At 45.8% G+C, this 24,897-nt stretch carries 27 protein-coding genes and 1 pseudogene; 8 read left to right on the top strand and 20 right to left on the bottom strand.

All coding sequences use genetic code 11. The features are described from left to right. The 14 genes from RTV33_RS05800 to RTV33_RS05865 all read right to left on the bottom strand — a co-directional run. The coding region (locus RTV33_RS05800) for a diphosphate--fructose-6-phosphate 1-phosphotransferase (RefSeq protein ID WP_312642474.1) at positions 1-1,010 on the bottom strand (1,010 nt) is incomplete at its 3' end. A gap of 38 nt (positions 1,011-1,048) precedes the next feature. Next, entirely contained in the window at positions 1,049-1,753 is a 705-nt protein-coding gene (locus RTV33_RS05805) for a GntR family transcriptional regulator (RefSeq protein WP_312642476.1), read from the bottom strand. 89 nt (positions 1,754-1,842) lie between these two features. Continuing rightward, positions 1,843-2,445, bottom strand: coding sequence for a class II aldolase/adducin family protein (locus RTV33_RS05810; protein ID WP_312642478.1), 603 nt, complete (start codon positions 2,443-2,445; stop codon positions 1,843-1,845). 27 nt (positions 2,446-2,472) lie between these two features. Beyond that, entirely contained in the window at positions 2,473-3,288 is an 816-nt protein-coding gene (locus tag RTV33_RS05815) for a triose-phosphate isomerase (protein WP_312642480.1), read from the bottom strand. A gap of 17 nt (positions 3,289-3,305) precedes the next feature. Beyond that, positions 3,306-3,764, bottom strand: a complete 459-nt coding sequence (rpiB, locus tag RTV33_RS05820; RefSeq protein ID WP_312642482.1) for a ribose 5-phosphate isomerase B — start codon at positions 3,762-3,764, stop codon at positions 3,306-3,308. Between the two features lie 30 nt (positions 3,765-3,794). Next, positions 3,795-5,054: a RuBisCO large subunit C-terminal-like domain-containing protein gene (locus tag RTV33_RS05825; RefSeq protein ID WP_312642483.1), complete on the bottom strand. Its 1,260-nt coding sequence runs from the start codon at positions 5,052-5,054 to the stop codon at positions 3,795-3,797. 10 nt (positions 5,055-5,064) lie between these two features. Continuing rightward, positions 5,065-6,309 carry a Tm-1-like ATP-binding domain-containing protein gene (locus RTV33_RS05830; RefSeq protein ID WP_312642485.1) on the bottom strand — a complete coding sequence of 415 codons (1,245 nt, stop codon included), beginning with the start codon at positions 6,307-6,309 and terminating at the stop codon, positions 5,065-5,067. A 118-nt stretch (positions 6,310-6,427) separates the two neighbouring features. Next, positions 6,428-7,240 carry an N-acyl homoserine lactonase family protein gene (locus RTV33_RS05835; protein ID WP_312642487.1) on the bottom strand — a complete coding sequence of 271 codons (813 nt, stop codon included), beginning with the start codon at positions 7,238-7,240 and terminating at the stop codon, positions 6,428-6,430. Between the two features lie 57 nt (positions 7,241-7,297). Further along, on the bottom strand, positions 7,298-8,323 hold the full coding sequence (locus RTV33_RS05840) for a uroporphyrinogen decarboxylase family protein (protein ID WP_312642489.1): 1,026 nt from the start codon (positions 8,321-8,323) through the stop codon (positions 7,298-7,300). Between the two features lie 12 nt (positions 8,324-8,335). Continuing rightward, positions 8,336-9,310, bottom strand: a complete 975-nt coding sequence (locus RTV33_RS05845; protein WP_312642491.1) for an ABC transporter permease — start codon at positions 9,308-9,310, stop codon at positions 8,336-8,338. Between the two features lie 11 nt (positions 9,311-9,321). Then, positions 9,322-10,290 carry an ABC transporter permease gene (locus RTV33_RS05850; protein WP_312642493.1) on the bottom strand — a complete coding sequence of 323 codons (969 nt, stop codon included), beginning with the start codon at positions 10,288-10,290 and terminating at the stop codon, positions 9,322-9,324. Then, positions 10,280-11,800, bottom strand: a complete 1,521-nt coding sequence (locus RTV33_RS05855; RefSeq protein WP_312642495.1) for a sugar ABC transporter ATP-binding protein — start codon at positions 11,798-11,800, stop codon at positions 10,280-10,282. The genes RTV33_RS05850 and RTV33_RS05855 overlap by 11 nt, the downstream gene beginning before the upstream one ends. A gap of 84 nt (positions 11,801-11,884) precedes the next feature. Then, positions 11,885-13,003, bottom strand: a complete 1,119-nt coding sequence (locus RTV33_RS05860; RefSeq protein ID WP_312642497.1) for a sugar ABC transporter substrate-binding protein — start codon at positions 13,001-13,003, stop codon at positions 11,885-11,887. 1,148 nt (positions 13,004-14,151) lie between these two features. After that, positions 14,152-14,709 (bottom strand): helicase-related protein, encoded by a 558-nt coding sequence (locus RTV33_RS05865; RefSeq protein ID WP_312642499.1) that lies wholly within the window; start codon positions 14,707-14,709, stop codon positions 14,152-14,154. Here RTV33_RS05865 and RTV33_RS05870 point away from each other — a divergent pair. The 4 genes and pseudogenes from RTV33_RS05870 to RTV33_RS05885 form a co-directional block, all read left to right on the top strand. Beyond that, positions 14,635-15,021, top strand: coding sequence for a hypothetical protein (locus tag RTV33_RS05870; protein WP_312642501.1), 387 nt, complete (start codon positions 14,635-14,637; stop codon positions 15,019-15,021). The genes RTV33_RS05865 and RTV33_RS05870 overlap by 75 nt on opposite strands. Before the next feature lie 108 nt (positions 15,022-15,129). Continuing rightward, on the top strand, positions 15,130-15,513 hold the full coding sequence (locus RTV33_RS05875) for a hypothetical protein (RefSeq protein ID WP_312642503.1): 384 nt from the start codon (positions 15,130-15,132) through the stop codon (positions 15,511-15,513). Further along, positions 15,513-16,352, top strand: coding sequence for a class II glutamine amidotransferase (locus RTV33_RS05880; RefSeq protein WP_312642504.1), 840 nt, complete (start codon positions 15,513-15,515; stop codon positions 16,350-16,352). The genes RTV33_RS05875 and RTV33_RS05880 overlap by 1 nt, the downstream gene beginning before the upstream one ends. Before the next feature lie 342 nt (positions 16,353-16,694). After that, positions 16,695-17,052: pseudogene (locus RTV33_RS05885) on the top strand (recombinase family protein); the annotation flags it as partial. Positions 17,053-17,079: 27 nt separating this feature from the next. Here the strand turns inward: RTV33_RS05885 and RTV33_RS05890 are convergent. Next, on the bottom strand, positions 17,080-17,334 hold the full coding sequence (locus RTV33_RS05890; protein WP_312642505.1) for a hypothetical protein: 255 nt from the start codon (positions 17,332-17,334) through the stop codon (positions 17,080-17,082). A gap of 184 nt (positions 17,335-17,518) precedes the next feature. On the opposite strand from RTV33_RS05890, the gene RTV33_RS05895 reads away from it, so the two are divergent. The 4 genes from RTV33_RS05895 to RTV33_RS05910 all read left to right on the top strand — a co-directional run bounded on the left by RTV33_RS05895 (position 17,519) and on the right by RTV33_RS05910 (position 20,320). After that, positions 17,519-17,812, top strand: a complete 294-nt coding sequence (locus RTV33_RS05895) for a pyridoxamine 5'-phosphate oxidase family protein (protein ID WP_312642506.1) — start codon at positions 17,519-17,521, stop codon at positions 17,810-17,812. Positions 17,813-17,814: 2 nt separating this feature from the next. Next, positions 17,815-17,991: a hypothetical protein gene (locus tag RTV33_RS05900; protein ID WP_312642507.1), complete on the top strand. Its 177-nt coding sequence runs from the start codon at positions 17,815-17,817 to the stop codon at positions 17,989-17,991. A 777-nt stretch (positions 17,992-18,768) separates the two neighbouring features. Beyond that, positions 18,769-18,948, top strand: a complete 180-nt coding sequence (locus tag RTV33_RS05905; protein WP_312642672.1) for a transposase — start codon at positions 18,769-18,771, stop codon at positions 18,946-18,948. Positions 18,949-19,195: 247 nt separating this feature from the next. Then, positions 19,196-20,320 (top strand): glycosyltransferase, encoded by a 1,125-nt coding sequence (locus tag RTV33_RS05910; RefSeq protein WP_312642509.1) that lies wholly within the window; start codon positions 19,196-19,198, stop codon positions 20,318-20,320. A gap of 16 nt (positions 20,321-20,336) precedes the next feature. On the opposite strand, the gene glf is transcribed toward RTV33_RS05910, so the two are convergent. The 5 genes from glf to rfbF are packed head-to-tail and all read right to left on the bottom strand — an operon-like array spanning position 20,337 to position 24,839. After that, positions 20,337-21,503, bottom strand: a complete 1,167-nt coding sequence (gene glf / locus RTV33_RS05915) for a UDP-galactopyranose mutase (RefSeq protein ID WP_312642511.1) — start codon at positions 21,501-21,503, stop codon at positions 20,337-20,339. Positions 21,504-21,506: 3 nt separating this feature from the next. Continuing rightward, positions 21,507-22,082 (bottom strand): dTDP-4-dehydrorhamnose 3,5-epimerase, encoded by a 576-nt coding sequence (rfbC, locus tag RTV33_RS05920; RefSeq protein ID WP_312642512.1) that lies wholly within the window; start codon positions 22,080-22,082, stop codon positions 21,507-21,509. Then, the gene (locus RTV33_RS05925; protein WP_312642513.1) at positions 22,079-23,005 is read right to left on the bottom strand and encodes an NAD(P)-dependent oxidoreductase; all 927 of its coding nucleotides are present in this window, start codon (positions 23,003-23,005) and stop codon (positions 22,079-22,081) included. The genes rfbC and RTV33_RS05925 overlap by 4 nt, the downstream gene beginning before the upstream one ends. Beyond that, positions 23,002-24,063, bottom strand: a complete 1,062-nt coding sequence (rfbG, locus tag RTV33_RS05930) for a CDP-glucose 4,6-dehydratase (protein ID WP_312642514.1) — start codon at positions 24,061-24,063, stop codon at positions 23,002-23,004. Before rfbG ends, RTV33_RS05925 begins: the two co-directional genes overlap by 4 nt. Beyond that, positions 24,060-24,839 carry a glucose-1-phosphate cytidylyltransferase gene (gene rfbF / locus RTV33_RS05935; RefSeq protein WP_312642515.1) on the bottom strand — a complete coding sequence of 260 codons (780 nt, stop codon included), beginning with the start codon at positions 24,837-24,839 and terminating at the stop codon, positions 24,060-24,062. The genes rfbG and rfbF overlap by 4 nt, the downstream gene beginning before the upstream one ends. Positions 24,840-24,897: the final 58 nt, after the last annotated feature.

Consider the following 24,897-nt stretch of genomic DNA (forward strand, 5'->3'; position numbering starts at 1 on the left):
AACCGTTTGCAGATGACCATAACGCCGGTTTTGCCCTCAACGGCATACTGTACTGCCTCTGCCCCGATACGGTTTGCCTCCTTGATGTCAGTACCGGAGTAGAGATGAGACGCCGCCCGCTGCAGCACATTCAGCTCGACCGAGCGTACCTTGCAGCCCAGTCGTGCACGTACCAAATCTTCGAGGTATTTGCCCACACCCGCAAGATAACGGTGACCGAATGCGTCGGTAAGCCCGCTCTGCGTGCTTGTGACATACTCGCCGTTTGCAAGGCGTACACCCTCAGAAACCGCAACGATAATGTTCTTTACCGTTTTGCCCAGCTCCTGCAATTTTAACAGAAAAGCTTCAGGGTCAAATACAACCTCAGGCAGATAAATGAGATGCGGCGCCGTGCAGTCACCCCTGCGTGCAAGTGCCGAGGCGGCTGTGAGCCAACCCGCATTTCTGCCCATGATCTCTACAATTGTAACGGAAGCTACGTCATATACTGCGCTGTCACACGCAATTTCGGCAACGCTGGTGGCAATGTATTTTGCCGCTGAACCAAAGCCTGGGGTGTGGTCGGTACAAGGCAGGTCGTTGTCGATGGTTTTGGGTATGCCGACGCATTTGATATCCTCACCTAGCAATGTAAAGTAGGCGGAAAGCTTCTTCACAGTATCCATCGAATCGTTGCCGCCTATGTAGAAAAAATAACCAATCTCATAGCGGTGAAATATCTCCAAAATTTGCTCGTAAACCTCGTTTGGCTCCTCCGGCAGCTTAAAGCGACAGGATCCAAGCGCCATTGCGGGGGTTGCCTGAAGCATCTGAAAATCTTCAACGCTGCGCAAATTCTTGCGCAAGTCAATAATGTTTTGCTTCAGTACGCCTTCAAGCCCGTTGAGGGTACCGTAAATCTCACCAATCTGTTCGCACTTCATGGCGCGCTTAATGGCACCTGCAAGAGATGCATTAATCGCGACGGTGGGCCCGCCCGACTGGCCGATTAACATGTTTTTTGACAATGAGGGAAACCTCCTATTTCATTGGTAATGCTATGCGGCTACTCATCAATGCAATCATCGATGTAGCTTGAAACCTTATAGGGCACGTCCACCTCATGGCGTTCAAGGCTAACAGTCAGCCGCTTTTGCAGCTCCTCGGGTTTTTTTACGCGCAAAGCGTCAATGTATCCACGATGCTCTGAAATCATACGCGACGCCTCCACTTTATCATCGACATAGGTTAGTCCATAAATCAATTTGTAAAATGCCAAATTATCCCATAGCATCTTAATCATTTCACATAGTCTATCCAGTCCACTGATGTTATAAATGGCAAAATGAAACTCACGATTATGGATATAGATTTGTTTTGCGCTAGGTTTTTCTACACTCATAACCTGCTCAAACCGGTTCTGAATCTCTTCAACTTCGGCAATTTGTTGGTCAGTGATGTTCTGACAGGCATAAAAGCCCGCAACAGGCTCAAGCGCCTTACGCATAATGTAAATTTGGCGTACATCACTTTTTGTCAACTTAACCACCCGCGCCCCCGCATAGGGCACCGACTCGGCAATGCCCAGCTTTTCCAGGTTTTTCAGCGCCTCGCGCACCGGCATGCGGCTTACGCCGAGCTGCTGCGCAAGCTCTTCCGTGTTTAGCTTTTGTCCCATATGGATTTTACCGTCCATAATCCAGTCCATCAGCTGTTCCATTACCAGGTCGGGCAAACGCTGGTGTTGAATTTTTAAAGATTCATTCTCCATGATCCTGCTCTCCATCTGTTATGAATTCCTGCTTCATCCGGTGGTTACATGTAAAATATAACATCATCTAGCATTTATTGACTATTATATTATAATCCAAACTTTTTTGCAATCAATTCCAAATAGGCTACCTGTGCCGTTTCTTCAACCAGCTCTGCGGTATGCTCAGCGCTGATTGGGTCTTTGGCGACAGCCACAACGCCGTGGTCCGCCAGCAGAAACGCGGGCAGCTCGGGGCTTTCATCGAATATTTCTTTTACCATGGGAAAATCCTCTATCCGGACCATAGGTGAGGGGATATCCAGCGTAGGGATATCCGCGCACATTTTGAGCTTGGCGTGCCAGGTCACACGCGGCAATGCTTTACGGGTGGATGCCCAGCCGATTGCATAAGGCGAATGCACATGCACCACTGCGCCCACATGAGGGCAAATGCGGTAGATGTAACCATGCAGCAGTGCCTCGCGGGTTGGCTTGCCGTCCCCCTCTACCAGGTTGCCGTCAAAATCAGTGATGACAAAGCCGTCAGCGGTGCTGTCTTCAAACGAGCTTCCGCTTGCCTTTACAATCATCAAATTCTCATCCGGTACGCGGGCGCTCACGTTGCCTCCGCTACCTGTCTGAATCCCCCTGCGGTAGGCTCTTTTGCACGCAAGCACCAGCTCTTCTTTCAGCTTTAATAAATCCGACATCCTAAATCCCCCTCAATTTCACTTTATTTATATAAGCGACTTAAATGATTTTTTACGAGCAAAAAATAGCGGCATGACAGCTTGAATAATCTCGCTGAAGCTGGCTGCATTCCATGCGCTTCTTCCGATAAACAGCCCGTCGATGTTGGGCATTTGAATCAGCTCTTCGGCATTGTCGCGGTTCACACTGCCACCGTATAATATCGGAATATCAGAGCCGACTTCATAGCCGAACAACTCAACCAGAGTTTGCCGGATAACGGCATGCTTTTCGTCGGCGTATTCTTTGGTGGCGGGCACGCCGTTTACCCCAATGGCCCACACCGGCTCATAAGCGACCCACAAATTTTTCGCCTGCTCGGGGATAACGCCGTGCAGCCCTATTTTGAGCTGCATACAAAGAATTTCGTCGGAGACACCCAGCTCCTTTTGCTCTGCGGTTTCACCGATGCAAAGAAGGGGGGTAAAGCCATGGCGCAGTGCACACAGCACCTTTTTATTCTCTTGCAGGTCGGTTTCGCCCAACACATGCCTGCGCTCGCTGTGCCCGATTTCAACAATTTTAACGCCGACCTCTTTCAGCATCAGCGGAGAAATTTCACCGGTAAACTGGCCCTCATCCTCCCAACCCATGTTCTGCGCACCAAGACTGATTTTAACCGCAGGGATACACCTGCGCGCGGCGTCCAGTGTGGTAAACGACGGGATTACAAATAGCTCGAGCCGGCTGCGCGGAACTTCTGCGGTAAAGGCGTTGAGTCCCATCAAATAATCTACAGTATCCGCAATGGTTTTGTACATTTTCGTATTGGTTCCAAGGTAGATTTTATCCAAGCGCGCCATTATATCGTCTCCCCTGCTTATTTGAAGTTTTCGCTTTCAATTTTAACCATTTCCTCTACCTTTGGGGTGGAACTGCCATCCTTAAACTTAAGCGTAATCCACTCGCCCACAATTTTTTTTGCAAGCTCATGGCCGATAACGCGCTCGCCCATACACAACACATTGCCATTGTTGCTGAGGATTGAGCGCTCAGCGGAAAAACTGTCGTGGCAAACCGCGGCGCGGATACCTTTGAATTTGTTTGCAGTCATCGCCATGCCAATGCCGGTGCCACACACCAGAATGCCGCGCTTGGTATAGCCGCTTTCTATAATTTTATCACAGACTTTTTTTGCAACATTAGGGTACATGGTGGGGTCTTCCGGTGAATCGCATCCCATGTTTTCAACAGCGACGCCCTTGCTCTCTAAAAAAGAAACCAGCATTTCTTTCATTGCCACCGCCGCATTGTCACAGCCAATTACAATTGTTTTCATAAAAAACTCCCTTTCTTCTTGGTCTATATTCTACTTCCAAAATTGCAAAGCAGCTTGCAGCCCTTCGCAGGTTTTCGCCGCGGTCTCCAGAGGTACACCCTGCGCCGTCGCGTTTACTGCCGCCATAGCGGTTTGTGCGCCCACTGCCGTGCCCATGGGGTGCCCTTGTATCGCCCCGCCAATGCCGATAATGATATCCTTGCCCAAGTCTTGTTGTACACCTGCCTGGTTAATTGGAGTAACCCCGCCTCCTACGGTGGTGACGACCGGCCTGAGGCCCGCTAAGGGGAGGTTTTGTGCCTGTACTGTTTTGTAAAAGTCGAACATCGCTTCGGGGTCGCTACGGTTGGGGTACATGGTCATTACCGCATGGGCGCCCGCCAAACGCGGCAAAAGCCCAATGAAGACAGGGTTTGCAACACCTCCCTGCGCCCAGTTCATTACCCCAACGCCCGCATAATGCGCCATAATAAACAGCCTGTCGCCAAACTCCTCACAGATTTCGGCAAGCAAATCCAACCCGCCGAACACAAAGTTTACAAGGCATGCCCTCGCACCTGCGTCAATCGCCGCTTTCGCGTTTTCCCGCATTTGCTTTGGCGAACCCGAAATGTTGGGCATATATACTGTGCGCTTTCCGGTGAGCTCATAGGCGCTGTCGGTAGCCTTGTTGTAGGCTGCGACCCGCTGTACGACCGGGTTGTAGCAGGGCGAACCCAGCAGCTCGTCATCTTTTATGAGGTCAACGCCGCCTTTGGCAACCTCATAAAACAGCTTGGCACCCTCGGTTGGTGTAAAACCCGTGCAGGGCTTGATCATATTGAGCACCAATGGGCGGTCGTACACGCCCGTCAGTTTGCGCAGTTCGTCAATTCCCTGCTTGGGGCCCGCAAAAGCGCCTGCAGCATTGCCGCACAATTCAAGATTTACCAGCTTGGTGCGCAGCGCGGTAGAAACGTCGTTACCCACCAGCGCGGTCATCATCATAGTAAAGCTGCCCGCAAAATTTGCCTGCGGAAATGCAAGCCGCAGCACAAATACCGTCTGCTCTGAGGCATCAGCACAGGGCACCGCTTCCAGCGAAATAATTCTACCCTGATAGCGCTCCACCATATTGGCTGAAATGCCGGGCACCGCAACCCAGGTGCCAATGGTTTGCCCTACTGCAAAGCCGCCCGCCTTGTTTAAGATTGTGATGTAGTCGGTGCCGTAGATAAGATAGGTTGCAATGATATAGTCCCCGCTGAGGTGCTCCGGTCGGTCGTACGGGTAAGAAAAATAGCCTAGCATAATACTCCTCCTAGTAAACGTAGCTTTGGTCAAGCCTGCCTCTTCGTTTTAGTTCGTCCACCATGGCATGCGCCGCACGAACACCCCAGTCTTCCTCGTTCAGATTTCCCTCTATTATCTCAACATGCACATTTTCGTTCACATTCTCTGTAATCGTTTTGATCAGAACATCATCTACTTCTTTATAGTAGAGGTTTTCGCCGGGCTTGGTGTTCTTGCGCATTCCGTTGGTGGGAATAATAAGCTTGACGCCCTCACTCGCCCGATTGAGCCTCTGAGCGAATAGCTTGCCGATTTCAGCCGCTTCATCCGGCAGAATTTTAATGTGCGCCAGCGTGGCGTTGTGCATATTGTAAACGCGCTCCTCCATCCTCGGGGGGAACTCGGATTTCGCAAAATCTATAAAATCCAGCCCACCGGTCGAGACCACCATTGGTACGCCTTGCTCGATGGGTTTAATCAGACGCTGCGCCGTGCCGTATGAGAAACCTCCCCCAAAATATTCCGAAGTGATCTCATGGGTGGTGAGGTCGAGAATTCCGTCGAGAATTCCTCCCTGTGCGAGCTGTTCCATAATAGCGCCGCCTACTCCTGTGGAATGGAATCCAATTGCTTCAATACCGATGCGTTCCAGCTCCTCCACCGCTGCGCACACCCCCGTATTGGTAACGCCCATTAACGTAATTCCCACCACCGGCTTGTCACCCTTTTGCAGCGGCCTGCCCGCGTATTGTACCAAGCCGCATGCACAGGCACAGGCGTTGGCTATGACGGTGCGTGTAATGCTGTTGAGCCCCGTAAAATCAGAGATCGAAGGTATCACCACAATGTCCTTATCCCCCACCACCGGGCCAAACGGCTTTTGCCCGCAGGCAATGGTGGTCGCCATCACCTTGGGGAACCCGATGGGCAACAGCTTCATAGCAGAGGTTGCCACGGTGGTGTTCTGCACCCCGCCAACCGAGAGTACACCGTCTATTTTCTGCTCTTTGTAAAGCCCCAGTACCGTCGCCTTCACTGCATCAGTGATGAGTATCATCAACTCACCCTTGGTGCGGTCTTTCACCTCGTCCCACTTAAAGCCAACGCTTTGTACGACCTCTTCTCTTGAGATATCCGCTTCGTAAGACCTGCCAAATCCAATTGCCATATCAACCACAAGTGCCTTAACTTCTGCTTTTTTTAGACACTCTCTGATATAAGCAACCTCCTTGTACTTGGTATCGCAACTGGCAATGACTGCTATCGTTTTCATAGGCATAACGGAGAGACAAAGCGTACGATATACACTTTCTGCGAAGGCAGTCGGGTAAACCTGCCTTCGCAGCCGTGTATCGCAAGGTCACAGTCTCCCCATGACCCTCCTTATAAAGTTATTTTGCCGCACCGATGATTGGATTTTCTTTGATACGATCCAGCATGGTTTCATCGTGGCAGAGCAGCAGGTGGTCTGCATCCTTGGCTCTTGCTTTCTGGTAAGCGATGCTCTTCCAGCTTTCCACAATGTTGTAGAAGCGTCCGGGAGGTGTAATGTCGTAGTGCATCTCAGGGACGGGGTTCAGGTTACCGAGCACAAAGATGGAATCGCCGACGCAGATGTAGCTGTCGCCGTCCGCGCAATCCACCTCGACAGACATATGCCCCGGAGAATGCCCAAAAGATTCAAATACGCGCACGCCGGGCATAATTTCGGTTTCGCCCTCAACTGTTTTCATCTCAAGATCTGCAACGGGCGATTTTACGCCCAGAATGGGAGCCTCGTAGGATTTGTAGTACAGCGGTATTGGGTTGTTAGCAAAATCCCACTCTCTTTTATGGGCGATGAAGGTGGCATTGATAAATTTTTCAGCATAGAACACATGATCCCAGTGAAGGTGGGTAAACACCACAATATCAACATCCGAGCATTTATAGCCTGCCGACGCAAGCATACTCTCAATATCCTGCCCGGGGTCCTGCCATGAACCCGGATGATGGTACTCGTTTGCTCTCTCGGTCCAAGCCATACCGGTATCAACCAGCAGCAGCTTTTCACCGCCCTCTACCAGGTAGGTAAGCACAGGAAGCGCAACCTTTTCGTTGGGTACATCCTTTAAAAACGGTGCTGCCGAGTGATGATAATGGTATTGAAACGGATTAGTGGGCACAAAGCCGGTATTGAGCGGCCTGATCGTTAAGTTTGACATATAATCATTCCTCTTCCTTTGATTTTTACAATATAAATAAAAAAATTGTAAATAGGTTTATTCAATTTTGCCGTAGTCCCTGCCCGCACTTACAAAGGCATGCAGGTTTTTTTGGGGGGTGTTCAGAGCTATCTCACAGCCTGAACCCAAAAGGAGTCTACCTGTATCTCCGGCTTTTTCCAGCAATTCCTTTACCTTCTGCCGTATCTCGCCGGTTGTGCCAAATGCCAGCAGGGTGGGGTCGAGGTTGCCTCGGAATATTTTTTCGGGTGAGGTTTTCGTCATCAGCTGGTTGATGTCGCAGACATGGTCAAAATCGATGACATCGGCGCCGTTTTGGCTAATGAGATCTACAATCGGCTCAATATTGCCGCAAATGTGCGTAATCGCTTTTGCGCCGCACTCTTGGATGGCCCCAACCAGCTGCTTTTCGTAGGGTAGGGCAAATTCTTCGTAGTGCGCACGCGATATCACGGTAGAGGACGCAGTGGCATGACCGTAGGCAATTCCGTCGGCACCTGCCGCAATCAGTTCCTTGGCGTACGCAATGGAAACATCGGTACAGCGCTGCAACAGCTGATGCACCGTGTCAGAGTCGGTGAGCAGACCGATTAGCAGCTCGTTTAGCGGCACAACCTGGCTCGCTACATTCAATGGGCCGTTGGTCCAGGCGATGATATACGCTTCCTGACCAATCTGCTGCTTTACCAGTTCCGTCGCACGAATGACGGTTCTCATTGGCTCGGTAGTTCTTGGGTTGGGCACCTCTACCCGCTCGAAATCTTCTATCGTTTCCATCAGATAGTGCTTAATTTCAGACGGAGCGTTTTCGGGGCGATGGTATTCGCTGCCCAGCGCCATACCTTCGCTGGCAATATCGGTATGTAGCGCAACACCGTCCCATCCAAAGGTACGGTAGGCGGTAATGCAGGCCTTTGCCATGCATTCAGGGTCTGTCATATAATCGATTACCCGCATGTCATCACAGACTATGGTGTTGGCAAAGGCAATCTTTGGAAAAATCGGCACGGTATCGGGCTTTTGCCCGCCGAGTACCGCTATTACTCTTTCGCGTGAATTCATGAGTGTACCTCCTTAAGCAGTGGCTGTCTTTTTCTTTACTTTTTCCCCTTTGGAGCGGGAGATTGAGTCAATCAACACCATAGTGATAATTACAACACCAACCACCATCGGCTGCGCTGAAGAAGATATTCCCAGCAGGTTCATAATATTTACGATTACCGTCAGCAAAATTGCACCAATTACCGTACCGGCTACGCCGCCCTCGCCGCCCAGCATAGAGGTTCCGCCAATTACCACTGCGGCTACCGTTTGCAGACCGTAAGCGTCGCCCATTGCGGCTTCGGCCGCATTCAGCCGCGCAGTCATCAGAAGCCCGCCGACTGCCGCCGACATAGAGCAGAGCATAAACGCGCCAAACACCGTTTTGTTGACATTGATTGCGGAATATCGAGCAGCCTCGGGGTTAGAGCCGTAGGAATAGATATCGCGCCCCCAGGTCGTCTTTTGAAGCAATATGTAGGCAAGCGCCACCACAAGCAGAGCAATAATTACAATTACCGGTACGGGGCCTACATATCCTGTACCGAACCATGTAAAGCCATCGGGCAGCCCAAAAATCACCGAACCGCTCATAACTATAATGGAAAGCCCCTTTACCACCCAGTTGGTGGCGTAGGTAGCAACAAAGGACGGCAGCCCAACCATTGAAACAAGAAAACCGTTGACCAGCCCCACTGCAGCCCCAATTGCAAGGCCGATGGGTAAAATTAGCGCTGTGGGTACGCCCATTTTTAAAAACTGAGCACATACACACCCAATAAACGCCGCCGTGGCGCCAACCGACAAGTCCATACCGCCGGTGATGAGCACTGCTGTCAAGCCGGTGCTTAAAATCAGCAGGGTGCTTGCCTGGCGCAGAACGGTAATGATATTGTCAAAGGTTCTAAAATCGGCCGATACCAGTGAGGATACCAGAATCAACCCGATCAGGCCGATAAAACTGAAAAAGGATCTTGAGCTTTTTACCTGTTTCCATACTTTATTCATCCTTTTCCCCCCTAATCATTTCTCATACGGCGTACCATTGCATCAATTACAATTGCCAGCAGTACGATAATACCGATGATTGCGTTTTGGTACATTGCCGATACGCCCGATACATTGAGCCCGTTGCGTAAAACAGTCAGTAGTAAAACACCCGAGATTGTACCTGCTATACCGCCCTTACCTTCACGCAGCGAGGTGCCGCCGAGCAGGGTTGCCGCCACGGCTTCAAACTCCCAGCCTGTGCCGACAATCGGTTGCCCCGATTCCACACGGCAGGCGGTGAGCAGCCCACAGATGCCCGCCAAAAAGCCGGCATAGGCGTAGGTTTTTACGTAGCATTTGACTGTATTGACACCTGCAAGCGTCAATGCCTCCTGGTTGCCGCCTAGGCCGAAGATATTTATGCCAAACTTGGTGCGGTAAAGTAAAACCCAGGTTAGGCCAAACATGGCCGCGGCAATCCATACGGGCAACGGAATGAAAAGTATGACCGTTTCTGTGACAAAACGGAAGATATAGTGTGAGAAATAAATGGATGAACCCGCCGTGAGCAGCAGCGAAATGCTACCTAGGATATTCTGCATGCCAAACGTTGCAATGAAAGGCGGAATTTTACCCTTTGCAACCAGCAAGCCGTTGATGACACCCACTAAAACGGTTGCAGCTACCGCCATAACGGCAGATAGGTAAATGTTAACCCCCGCCTTGGCAAGAAACACCCACAGCACCGTAACCAAACTCACCTGTGCGCCCAGAGAAAGGTCGGTTCCCTGCGTCAGAACAATCAGCGTTTGTGCGAATGCGAGAATCATGAGTGCAACCGACTGCACCAAAATATTTCTGAGGTTGCTCAGTGCAAAGTAGTTGGGTGTGGTAATGCTGAATACCGTGACCAGCACCAAAAGCATCCACACAACGGGAGGAAGATTTTTAATCCTCGTAGCTAAGGTTGGCTTTACCGTTTTTATGCTACTTTCCACTTGCAACACCTCCTACACCCAGCATCATAGCTCCGATTGCTTCGGCGTTAAAATCGCCGTTGCCTCTGCGGCATTCGTTGATAATCTGCCCGTCGTACATCACGTAGATACGGTCGCTCATACCGATTACTTCAGGTAGCTCGGAGGAAATCATCAAAATGGCCTTACCCTCAACCGCCAGCTTGTCCATCAGCGCGTAAATTTCCATTTTCGCGCCTACATCAATGCCGCGTGTCGGTTCATCAAAAATAAGAATATCGGGTTCGTTGCTGAGCCACTTTGCCAAAACAACCTTTTGCTGATTGCCGCCGCTGAGAAAGCGGCATGCCTTGTAGACATCGGGTGCCGCAATACGCAGCTGCTTTTTGTAGTCTACACAAATGTCGTACATTTTTTTATGGTTGATGAACAGGCTGGGGAAGAACTTTTTCAGGCTTACCGCCACAATGTTCCATGCAATGGAATCTTTGAGTGCAAGCCCCAGGCGTTTGCGGTCTTCACACACAAGCCCAACCTTATTACGAACCATGCGAATGGGGGTAACTTTGCCCTTAAGCTCTTCCTCTTGAACCAGAAGCGTACCTGAGGCAATGGGGTCGATGCCAAAAATCAGCTTGGCAAGCTCTGTTCTACCTGCGCCAACCAGCCCCGCCAGTCCCACAATCTCACCCTTTTTGACATGGATGCTGACATTTTTAACGCGCCCTACTCTATCGCAGAGGTTGCGGGTTTCAAGCGCAGTGCCCTCTCGCTTGTTATCCGACCTTTGGTAAACCTGCGAGATGTCGCGCCCGACCATCATATTAACCAGCTCTTCGCTGGTTTTTTCGTTGATACCAACGGTCTCAATCTTTTTACCATCACGTAAGATCGTGATACGGTCACCGATTCTCGCAAATTCTTGCATTCTGTGAGAAACATATATAATACCAATTCCGGCAGCCTTCAGCTTATGAATCTGCTCAAACAACGAGGATATCTCGCGTTCGGACAGGGTAGCGGTCGGCTCGTCAAAGACCATCACCTTAGGCCGGAAGGAGAGTGCTTTTGCAATTTCAACCATCTGCTGCTCGGCCACGGAAAGCTTTTTCACTACCAATTTCACATTGATATAATCGCAGTTAAGCGTCCCTAGCAGCTCGCAGGCTTCCTTCTCCATCCTTTTAGAATCGATTAGGCCCAGTTTTGTTTTGTATTCGCGATTTAGAAAAATATTCTGTGCTACGTTTAGGTAAGGAACGAGCGTAAATTCCTGATACACTGCCGCAATTCCTTTTTCCAGCGCGTCTTTCGCGCAATTGAAATGGACTTTTTCGCCTTGGAAGATGATTTCCCCCTCTTCCGGTATGTAGGCGCCTAAAAAACATTTTGCGAGGGTGCTTTTGCCCGCGCCGTTTTCGCCCACGAGGATATGTACCTCGCCAGCCCTCAAATTGAAGTCGATGCCATCCAGTGCTTTTACCCCGGGGAAGTACTTGGATATGCTATGTGCGCTTAGAATGGTGTCCATCAATTCACCTCCAGGTATTCGTGAGGAGTCGTTATTTTTCTGCCGGGCGGAGCCGCCTTACCCCACCCGGCTGATAAGAGTAAGCTATTTTACTTCATTCCACCATGCAATGTTTGATCTGTAGTCGTCAACGTTTTCGCCGGTAATCAGCGGGTTGTCCTTTTCGGACGGAAACGGAGTAAAGTACTTCTGAGGCATTGTGCCGTCGTTCAAAAACTGGGCAATATAAGTTGCCGCAAGGTAAGAAGAGCCGAATGGGTCGGTATTGTACGAAATGTACAGGCTGCCATCTTTAATTGCCGAGCTACCGTCCTGGTTGCCGTCGAAACCGGCTACAACTACTTTGCCTTCAAGGCCCGCCGCCTTAATTGCCTGAACCGCACCGATTGCCATTTCATCGTTGCAGCCAATAATGGCGTTTACGGTTTTGTATTTTTGTAGCAGATTCTCCGCAACCTGCATACCCTCGGTTCTTTTAAAGTTCGCGGTTTGAGATGCAACAATTTTGATATCGGGGAAAGCCGACATGGCTTCTTTGATGCCTGCAAGCCTTTCCTGTGCGTTCTGCGCACCCGGAGGCCCCTCGAGGATGATCACTTCACCTTTTCCGCCAATCTTTTCTGCAACTGCTTTGCCGATTACACGACCAGTTTCAGTATAATCTACACCTGTTCTCAAGAATGTGTCGACAGCGGCAGGTGTGCCGATGGTTGCAACCGGGATGTTCTTTTCCATTGCTTTGCGCACGCCCGGCATAATGCCGTTGGTGTCAACCGGAACAAGCACGAAGCCGTCTACACCTTTCTGGATCAGGTCTTCCATAATCTTAACCTGCTCTTCCACTGAGTCGTTGGTGGAAGGCGCCATCACGATCGCTTCAAAGCCCATATCCGCTGCGGCTTTTTCAACTCCGTTCAAACAGCCTACCATGTAAGGGTTGGTAGAGTTTTTGACAATGCAGGCGATGGTGTATTTTTCTTTGGCCTTTACCTCAGTGCTGATTTGGGTGCCGATGCCTTTGGTGGGAAGCGTAACCTCGCCGTCCGCTACCGGTGCGGCCAGTGCTGAGGAAACTTCTGAGCTTGCTGCAGGCGTTGAGGACGCAGGCGCCGCAGATTCGCTGGGTTTTTCGGGGGTGGAGCAAGATGCGAACATTGAAAGGGTCATCGCTACGGTGAGCAATACTACCAGTACCTTTTTCATTTCTTTTTCTTTCCTCCATTTTCTATTTGTCATTCTTAATTGTGCAATTAGGATATTGGATCCAATATCCTAATTGGTTGATTTCATTATAGTCTTTACAATCAATAATGTCAATTAAAACTCAACCTCAAATATTTTTTTGGTTGTTTTGACAGTAAATCAATTTCAAACTTTCAATATGTTACAAAAGGCACATAATTGGTGTATTTTGGAGCCCCATAACCCTTGGGGTAATAACGCCGTTGCTAACACCGAATTCTGTGATAAGGTTATGCAACTAAAACAGTCAAGTTAAATCAACAATTACAGCTGTGATAGTGAAAGAAAAAACAAATCCAGAAAAACCATTATGGTATGTACTAATCCTGCGCCGTAATAGAAAATGCAGGTGGTTGATACCACATCTGCTGTAGAAGAGAATTATCGCCCACCTACAGTTGACTGCTCGGATGTTTGCTCCGCCTCGAATAACTGCTTTTGCTCTTTCAGGTATTCACCCGCATACTGCTCAATCTCTCTTTCTGTAAAATGTTCACAGTAACTTGTTAGACAATATTCGGGATACTGCTCAAGCGATGATCCACAAAATATGGGTCATCAAGCATACCCGTTATTTCCTGTTTCGGAAAATATTTAAAATAATTAGTAAGATAATACTCCGGATAATGCTGCAGTGCTGCTCTGCGAACACTCTCATCCGACAATAACCGTGTACCATCTCAATTTACCAAGTCGTTGAGATTGCTGTGTTCGATACCCTAATGTGAATTTCTCATAAATTTCCCATTTAAAAATTCCACATAGCTTTTCGAGAAACTGAAGCATGGTATTATAGTCAAACTTACCATCAGGGCTAAAATCAGGATACTTTAGCCCTTTGGCTATCGCAGTTGTCAAAATCTCTATTTGATCAACTGATATGTTAATATCATCATTTGTTTTCGGCTTTGAACTAAAGACGGTTGTGATTTGAGATATTATTTCATCATCCAGAAAAGATGAGAACTCATTGAGAACAAAGCTCTTATCATTGGAAGATAAAATATCCTGCAACAGTATTATAGCAAACCGTCACATTAGGGCATAATTATCCGTAGACTGATTATTGGGATATCGTAGTAATTCAATATTACCTGCAATTAAGCTTTCTATAATCTTTTGCTTTTGCATTTTTTAAGCTCTGAAGCTAACGATAATTTTTGTTCTGGAACTTCCTTTTTTAATAATTCTTCAAATTTATCATTATTTGTCCTTTCATCAGCTTTCACCAATATGGCATTGCCATACAGATTATATTCTATCCGTCCGACGCGACCTATAAGATTCCTGAAATCAACAGGGGTCATATTAGAGCGTCCGTTTTTATAACTGGTTATGAAAAGATTATCTGCTGGAAGATTTACCCCTTCTACTAACGTGCTTGTACATAAAATTGTTTTAATATCTCCTGTTTTAAAAAGTTCTTCAATTCGCATTCTAATGTCTGATGGAAGATAACCAATCTGATATGCTACGCCTTTTCCCAAAGAACCATCGTCATTGGCTTTATCAAACACCTTAGACGCTGCTGTTTTACTCATATCATCAAAATAAAGAGTTGCGGCTTTAGTCGTTGTGATGACTGTGATTGTTTGCTGCCCAACCGAGAAGCGCACTATACGGATGACGAGGACAGACCCTATTGCGGTCACTGTTACGAGAATCATCGCAGCGACGCCATTCAAGAATATTCCTATAAGCCTGAGCCGATATTCTACGGCGATGGTTCCTGCTGCTTCGGCGTAGAGCTTGAAATTGATAACGGCGGAAAAGATGACCAAAAGGCTCAGGCACTGCTGGATATCGGCAATCGTCAAGGCAGTTACATCTACATCAAGTCGGATGGCTCCTTAGACGATGGTATGGAAATTGTCACTCACCCGATGGCGTTGGATTTTCATCAAAACAAGATGCCCTGGCAGCAAATTTTGGCTCACGCATTGGAGCTCGGTTATTCTTCACATAAGGCTATCACCTGAGGGCTTCATATCCACGTCAACCGAAATTGCTTTGGTACGCAAATTGAAACTCAGGAGGACTGCATCAGCCGCGTACTGTTTTTTGTGGAGCGCTTTTGGGAGGAATTGTTGCGGTTCAGCCGAAGAACAGCACATCAGGTGAAGCGCTGGGCAGCCCGTTATGGTTACAAAAACAACCCCAAAGCGATTCTGGCGCACGCAAAAGAGGGCTATTCCGGCAGGTACGCCTGCGTCAATATCACCAACTACGCAACCATCGAGTTTCGAATCTTTCGCGGCACACTCAAATACAATACTCTCATCGCCACCTTGCAGCTCGTCAACGAGATTTGTGAGGTGGCTTTTTTATTGTCGGACGAGCAGCTTGCGGCTTTATCGTGGTGTGAATTTGTCGAGCAGTTGGATGTTCACAAATATTCCGAGCTCATCGCCTATCTCAAAGAACGCCGGCTGTATATCAACGAACCTGTGGAAAGCGAGGAGGATGAATAGTGTGCAGTCTGTTTGGAATCATCGACTATGAGGGCTACCTCAACCAACGGCAGAAGAGTCGGATTTTAAAAGTACTATCCAAAGAATGTGAGGTGCGGGGAACCGATGCGACCGGCTTTGCCTATGTATCACAGGGCAAACTGCAAATTCGCAAAGCTCCCCTGCCCGCTCACAAAATGAGCTTTTCGTTCCCCGCTGACGTACATATCATTATGGGGCATACGCGGATGGCAACACAGGGCAACGCAAAAAACATTGCCAACAACCATCCGTTTCGCGGTTATATCGGAGGCAGAGAATTTGCCCTTGCGCATAACGGCGTGATATGGAACGACAGGCCGCTAAGACGGCAGCACAATCTATCCAAAACGGAGATTGAAACGGACAGCTATATTGCCGTGCAGTTGTTGGAACAAAACAAAGCCCTCACTTTCCAAAGCCTTGGTAACATGGCGGAGGAAGTCGAGGGCTCTTTTACGTTTACGGTGCTGGATGAGCAGAGCAGTCTCTATTTTATCAAAGGTGACAGTCCGTTAGCGCTTTATCATTACCCGAACCAAGGCTACTATCTTTACGCCTCCACCGATGACATTTTGCAAAAAGCATTGGCAAAGCTGGGGATGAAGAAAAGCAAGTACGATAAGTTAACCCTGACTTGCGTGCTTTATGAGTTTGCTGGCAATATAGGAGTATTGGAAGCTGATATTGACCTGCTGCTCGGGTATGGCTACACCGAGGGCGAAATCGAGGAGCTGCTCTGCGATCCACCCTCCCTCGAGTATCTTCTGGATGAGATAAAAGGCACCGAACAAAGTGGACGAGATTCTTTCTGGATGTAGCCAAAAGTACACCAACAGACATTTTTCAAACACCTGTGACATACATTTTACCAGTAGAGGAGATGGCGAAATGTAGGTAACCCACACCATACCGCCTTACAGCAGCCCCGAGTGCCGTATTGAGGAACTAAACCCGGTTTACACACAACTCTGCACACAATTTTACAAGCCCGAGCCACGCCGACGGTTTACCACAAAGCCGTCTTATATGCGTTTTGTAAATCCGTTTTCAACTCGGCAGAGGCGGGACGAAAGGCCCTCTGCTTAACGTTTGGCATTTTCATGGCAGGCTGCTTTATCAAGGCAGTCTGCCATTACTCTTTTGAAAAAGGAGGACTTTGATTGGATGCCATCTATACCAGACAATCGTAGAAAAAAAGATAGCCTGTCGATAGAGGGGCAGATTGAGCTTTGTACGCGTGAGTGCCATAGTGAATACACCGTTTATGCGGATAAGGGATACAGTGGAAAGAACACAAACCGCCCCGACTTTGAACGGATGATGGAGGACATTATCGCGGGCAAAATCAGCAAGGTGGTTGTATACCGGCTTGACCGGTTCAGCCGTTCAATATCGGATTTTGGGCAGATCTGGAACATACTGCAAAAGCACAATGTGGAGTTTATCTCAATCAACGAGAAGTTCGATACCTCCACCCCGATGGGCAGAGCGATGCTGCACATTATTATGGTGTTTGCATAGTTGGAGCGCGAGACTACCCTGACGTTATTTTTTATGCTGCCTCCCCTGCACGTCTATATTAAAATTGTCATAGTAGATAATCTCCCCAACAGTCTTAAAACGGTAGCCTTTGTCCTTAAGCCGCACAATAATTTTCGGTAAGGCCTGCACCGTATTCTTCTTTCCCACATGAAACAGCGTAATACTGCCGTTTTGCACGCCGCCTACCATCTTCTTTGTCATCTCATCGGCGGGCGGGTCTTTCCAATCACGGGAGTCACTATCCCATACAAAGTCCAACCCTTGTTAAATTGATTGATTTTTGAGTTTAACCATATTCTATAAGACAATTTTATAATTAGCAATTATAAAAACTGTTCCGCTTAAACTACAAGCAGGATTTGCTTTGCTTCCATATTGTAAATTATGTATAATAATATCTAACCGTAGGACAAATAGACAGATAATGAGCGGAGGAAATGATTTGCAGCACAGAATGAAAACGCACCGGTTGACCAAAGAGCAGGTGAACAATTTACTTTCTCAAACACAAACAGGTTGCCTTGCAACACTAAACACCAATGGCTCCCCTTATGTTACACCCATTCATTTTCTATATCTTGATAACGCAATTTATATTCACGGATTGCCAAAAGGGCAAAAGATTGACAATATTAAAGCAAATTCCAACGTGAGTATGACCGTATACGAAATGGGTGGTTTATTACTTGACCCAGATGTAAGCCCTGTGATACCAACACTAAATATCAAAGTATAATTATGATGGGAACAGCGGTGTTGCTTGAAGGTTTAGAGCAGAAAAAGAGAATTCTTAATGGAATTGTTGGAAAATACACGCCACATCTCACGGACAAGCCCTTGCCAGAAAATATGATAAAGGGTACTGCTGTCATCAAAATAGACATAGTTGACGTTACCGGAAAATACTATGACTAAGTATAAACTATACTAGCGTTAACCCCAAAAGTTAAAAATCATCCATCGAGTCGAGCATTTTTTGGTGCTCAACCTGCGAAGATTAAAGAATTCTTTCAAAAGAATCTGCAACTATTGCAGAAAGTCCAAACATATTTCAATTAATATTAAGTATTCTTCTAAAATGAAAATTTACGAATACTTCTAAGCCCGCATTTTTAATTAATTCTTCATCAATAATGACTCTTGGGTCAATCAAATCCACCTATTCCTTAACATTAAATCGAGCTAGATGAACAACTAATGACCTGTAGTCTGTTTTACCAAGAGAGTCAAGTATAACCCATTATAAAGGGTAAACCTTGCTTACAGGGCGCTACAGCGCTTATTTCTGTAGAATAAGAAGTAAAGATGAAAAGCTTTAGCAACCTGCACCCTTAATCATTGAAATTAATGCTTCGCCTTGTCTTTAGTTTCATTAAATCCTCCCTTTAACGGCATCGTATAGACAAAATGTTCCTGCATATAAAAATTCTTGCCATGCCTCTTTCTTGATAGTTCCTATATTTGGTGGTATAATTTTTATAGGTATTGTTGTGATTCATTTAAAATTGGATGTGCTGTAAAATCCCATTTCATAAAACGTTCAAGTTTTATCCTTTTTGTCTGAATTATGGGTTTAAAACCTTTGCCTTCAGGCGAAACCTTTAGGTTAAGCCTACTGCAGGTTTAAACAAGTCTCTTGTGGAGCACTAGACAAGAGGTGAAAAAGTATATCTACAGGCAGATTGTTACAATATCTCAAGGGAATCTCATCAAGAATTAAACAAGCAATATTGGCGTAGGCAACTATGGACAAGAGGATATTTTGTAGCTAGCAGTGGAAATGTAACAGGTGAGAAATTTTCAGAATACATTCAAAAGCAAGATTTAGAAGCAAGAAAAGTTAGCGACGACTTTGAAATTAGTGACCTTTAGGCGGCTTTATTGGTAGTTCAGTTAATTTTTTTGTGATGCTTGTTTTATCCCTCTTTAGCTAAACTAAGGGCATTTTTTACTAAAGCTATAAAATAAACTTTCCGGCGATGAATTTCGGCGAGCATCTCTATTTATGCGCATTGTTCTAACAGTGCTTTTAACTTTTGCAACCGCTTGATGACCATCATATATAAAATATAAAAGAAAGGATTTGTATAGTGCTTGTTCATTATACAAGGATTTTACTATGGGTAAAATACTTTTTTGTGCCTCTACTGCATCACATATTAACAATTTTCATTTGCCATATATGAAAACTCTCAGCGAAAAAGGGTATGAAATCTCAGTAGCGACAAATAGCGAGGACCGCATTCCTTATGCAAAGAATGTGGTCTCTATTCCTTTTAAAAAAAACATACTGAGCTTTTATAATATAATTTCTATATTTAAACTGAGAAATTTTTTAAAAAAAGAAAAATTTGATAAGGTCAGCACTCACACCGCACTTGCCAGCACGGTTTTACGATTAGCTATTTTATCATTGCCAAAAGAACAACGCCCTAGAGTGTATTACATTGCTCATGGTTTTCTTTTTTACGAAAATGATAGATTTAAAAAATGGGTTTATCTGTTGCCAGAAAAAATATGTGCACCAATTACCGATGTATTGATGGTCATGAATCAGCAAGATTTAGAGATCGCCCAAAAACATCATCTTTATAAAGAGCTGCTTTGCTTAATTAATGGCATAGGGTTTGACTCTTCTCGATTCCAGCCTTTTTCTCCAGAGAAACGAGCCAAAGGCCGCCAAGTATTAGGTTTCTCCCCATCGGAATTTTTGTTTATTTATGCCGCGGAGTTTTCAAAACGCAAAAATCATGAACTATTGATTCATTCTTTTGCTAAAATTTCTTCAAAAATTCCTCAAGCACATTTACTTTTAGCTGGTAGTGGTATTTTACAAAAACAATGCGCTAAGCTGGTAAGAAAATTACATATGGAGAAGCGTATCCATTTTTTAGGATATGTTAAACAAATGCAAGACATTTATCCACTTTGTGACGCTGCCGTTTCCTCTAGCAAAATAGAGGGTCTGCCCTTTAATATTATGGAGGCAATGGCCTGCCAGCTTCCTGTTCTAATAAGTAATACAAAAGGTCACCTTGATTTAGTCGGAAATAAAACAGAGTTCTTATTCCATTCGGAACAAGAACTCCAGGAAAAACTCATCAAAAATGCCATCTCACCACAGGGTAAGATTGATTGGTTTCATACACTTGAAAAATGCTCTTTACATAATGTTATGCCACAAGTTCTAGAGAAATATATGAACAACATTTCAGCATCTCATCCCGATAATAAGACCCTGTAAAAAGTTTAAAATTGGATCATTGCAACATATTCGAAGCTACAATACTTTGGCTCACTTCCAGCGCTCTCTTTAGTGCCTGATCCATATTATAATACTCAAAGTCCGCCAGCCTGCCGCAAAGAATTAGATTCGGAATTTGCGCAGCCATGGCCCGATAGGTTTCATATTGCCGCTTACTTTCTTCCGTTAGTACCGGATAATATGGCTCATTAACCTGCTCAGGGTGATAGGGCAACGGATACTCCACTGTGTAGGAAGTGCCTTGGACGTCCTGTGGCGGCAGCTTCTTATACTCAGTAATCCTCGTATAACCCTGTATCTGGGGATATGCTACTACTGGGACTGCTTGCAAGCTTTCCTGATCCTCATATTTCCAATCAAACCGCAAAGAGCGGTATGGAAGCCTACCATGACAGCAGCCAAACAACTCGTCCAGCGCACCTGTATAAACTACAGGAATAGAAAGTGATTGCCCATCATGTAACAATTCTGTTCCAGCGGGAGAAACGGCGAGAGATTGAAGCGCGTCACGCCCCAATTCAACAGAGATATTGGGGCAATCCAGTAATTTTTGAAAGAAGTATTCAAAACTGTGTGATGGCATTACCTGATACGGATCGTCAAAATACCCTTCCTCATAGGAAAAACGCAAAGGTACCCTTTTCAGAACACTCGAATCAATCTCCGATGGGGAGATGCCCCATTGCTTTGCAGTGTAAGGTGCGTAATCGTTTTGGAATAGAAATTCCGCATAGCCACGGATGTCCGGGTCCGAGTGCTGTAAAACCTCTACTACAGTAGCGGTCAACTGCACTGGAAAGGCTTGGAGCAGCTTTTCCTTCAATTGTGCGGCGGCTTCTTTCGAATAGAAGGTGTCAATGGTAGTAAAATTAAAAGGAGTAGGGGTATAAGTATCATCCCAAACTGCGCCGCAGGTTAATTTATATTCTTGCCAATCGGCATAGCGGCACATATAATCATATAAATATCGTTCTTTGGTGTGAAATGTGTGAGGTCCATATTTCTGAACCAGAATTCCATGATGATCCCTATAATCATACATGTTACCTCCGATATGATCCCGACGCTCCCAGATTGTAACCCGATATCCTTTTTCAGCTAACTCCCTAGCAACAACTGCCCCTGACAATCCACATCCTACCACAAGTACTTTTTTTTGCACTCTTTAAAAGCCTCCATATGTTTGTACAAACTCTTTAAAAGTCTGTAAATTTTTATCCTTATCCGCCAATATCAAATTCTCTGCACCACCAATCAGCTCAATAGGCCATTTAACGCCAATTTCCGGGTCATCCCAAAGGATGCCATCATCATACTCACCATAGAACTTTTCGGCACATTTATAAGAAACAATCGATTTTTCCAAAACAAGATAGCCGTGGGCGCAACCAGCAGGTACTAAAATCTGGTTATGCCTTTCACCTACCAAGTCAAAAGCGAGCCACTTTTTAAATGTAGGGCTGTCCTTGCGAAGATCCACCACCACATCATATACATGACCACAAATACACCGCACCAGCTTAGGCTGCTGCTTTACATGCTGAAAATGCAGGGCTCGGATTACTCCCTTGTGTGATGTAGTATAGAATACTTCTTCTAGATTATAAGGAATCCCATTTGCTTCAAAAATTTCTTTGGAGTAGTCCTTTGTAAAACAACCCCGAACATCGTCAGCATTAAATGGTATAACTTCCATCAAACCTGAAATATCCGTTGTATGAAACTCAAATTTCTGAATCATTTTTTACATGCCTCCTGTGATTTCCACCATTCCATTGTACGACGGCAACCCTCAGCAAAACTGATTTCGGCACGAAAACCAGTATCGTGTTCAGTATTTGAACAATCAAATCGTGATAAAGGAAGATTCGTTCCTGTAAAAGGAATATTACCAAAATGAAATGGTAGCTCTGGTGCCACAGCTGCCTGCATTTCTAAAAGAAACTCTTTTAAGGGACGAGCGGAAGAGCTGCCAATTAGATACTCATGAAAAGGTTTTCCTTTTTCTCCAATCAAACGAAAAGCTCTAGCCACATCGTCTATATAAATAAAATCATAGTTTTGCGTTCCAGCGGTAAATTGAGGAGCTTCTCCGCGCAAACACTTTTGAATTGTAGTATTGATCATACGAGGACTGTGCTCTCCAACTCCATAGGCATTTGTAATCTCAGGCCAAACAAGTTCGATTCCTATGTCAGCAGCTACTGACACACACATAATATGTGCAATTACTTTACCGCCTCCATAAATATAAGCCAATCCAGGACGATTACCCTGGGTATAAGCGGCGGCTATCGTTTCGTGTTCCATTATACTACCTGCACACAAAAAACGACTACATCCGAGCTGTTTTGCTACTCGTAGTGCATCCACCGTCCACTGGGCATTTTGTAACTGTAAAGCTGTATCTGCCCGAGCAGAGCCAGCACTGCCTGCCCATGCAAAATGGAAAAAGAGAGCACTTTCTAAAGAGGGGATTTTTTTTATAAGAGCAGAAAGATCAGATAGTTCACAAGGAAAAAACTTAACTCGTGGATCATTAGGAATATTGTTGTTACATCCTTCACGATCTAATGCATAAAGTTGATAGTCATGTTGAAGGAGTTCTCTCATCACTGCACTACCAACAAAACCATTAGCTCCTGTAATTATCGCTGTCTTCATTTGGAAATTTCACCTCGATATTCTTCAATTTGCTGATCCATAATCAAGGGAATATCGTGATCATTCAGCCATGCTTTTGTCCACTCACAAGTCTTTTCAATTGCCTCTGCAATGTGCCAACGAGGCTGCCAGCCAAAAACTGATTTGATTTTCGAGCAATCTAATTTGAGGAAGTTAGCCTCATGGGGTCCACCGCTCCATCGATTTTCCCAGCTTACACCTTGACCCCACGCAGTGCAAAAAAGATCTACCAAATTGCCAGTAGTAACGCAATCGCACTCGTCCGGCCCAACATTATACCAACTGGCGTACTTCTTGTCCTCATACTGCTTTTGAGCAATCATTAGGTACGCAAATAACGGCTCTAATACATGCTGATAAGGGCGAGTGGAGTGAGGATTACGCAAAATAATAATCTCATTATTCTTAACTGCTCGCACACAATCCGGGATAATTCGGTCATTAGCAAAATCTCCGCCACCAATGACATTTCCCGCTCGAGCAGTGCTGACAGCCACTCCACTCTCTGCAAAAAAGCTATTCACATAGCTATGGGTCACAAGTTCCGAACAAGATTTAGAATTGGAGTAAGGGTCAAAGCCATCTAGATGTTCATTTTCTCGATAGCCCCATTCCCATTCGTTATTTTTATAAACCTTATCGGTTGTTACATTTAACATACTTTTTACAGAATTAGCTAAGCGGACACATTCCAGAAGATTAACCGTCCCCATCACATTGGTTTCATAAGTATAAACGGGATCTTTATAGCTATCTCGCACAATAGGCTGTGCCGCAAGATGTAAAACAATTTCCGGATTAGCATTATCAAATGCTTTTTTGAGCGCGGAAGAATCTCTAATATCGCCGATAACAGAAGTCATTTTTCCTTCAAGCTCAGCAAGGTCAAAAAGATTAGGTTCGGTTGGTGCGGGCAAAGAATAGCCCGTAACAATTGCACCTGCATTTACTAAAATCCGTGAAAGCCAGGCTCCTTTAAATCCGGTATGCCCAGTGACAAAAACTCGTTTGCCTTTATAAAAAGAAAAATCCATCATCGATTCCACACCTTCCAAGGAGCTTTTCCTTTTTCCAATAACTCCTCTAGATACTGCTTATCTCTCAGCGTATCCATACACTGCCAGAAACCATTGTACTGATAAGCAACTAATTGCCCCTCGCCGGATAGTCTTTCCAATGGTTCCCGCTCAAATACAGTTGAATCTCCCGCAATAAAATCTAAAACCTGCGGCTCTAATACCATAAATCCACCGTTGATCCAACCGCCATCTTCTTTATGCTTTTCCGCAAAACGGCTAATGGTATTATCTTTTTCAATTTCCAGAGTACCGAAACGTCCTCCGGGCTGCACCGCTGTCATCGTTGCTAATTTCCCATGCGACTTGTGAAATTCTAATAACTTGCCCAGATCAATGTCACATACACCGTCTCCATATGTCATCATAAATGGCTCATTACCTATATAATCCTTAACACGTTTAATACGGCCTCCCGTCATTGTGTTGAGTCCGGTGTCTACAACAGTCACCTTCCAAGGCTCTGCAACATTGTTATGTATAGTCAGGCTATTTCCATTACAGAAATCAAAGGTTATATCCGAACGGTGGAGGTAATAATCCGCAAAATACTCTTTGATAACATGCTGTTTATATCCTGCACAAATAATAAACTCGTTAACTCCATAATGCGAATAGGACTTCATGATATGCCACATAATTGGCTGACCATCGATTTCAATCATGGGCTTAGGCTTTAAATGACTTTCTTCATTAATTCTGGTGCCAAAACCACCAGCCAGTAATACTACTTTCATTGTTTACATTCCTCTCGCTTTTACTTTTCGCGATTTTCTGCCTGTTCAATAAGTTCTT

Origin of the sequence: Hydrogenoanaerobacterium sp., from assembly GCF_032017025.1 — a bacterium.
Classification (GTDB): domain Bacteria; phylum Bacillota; class Clostridia; order Oscillospirales; family Ruminococcaceae; genus Hydrogenoanaerobacterium.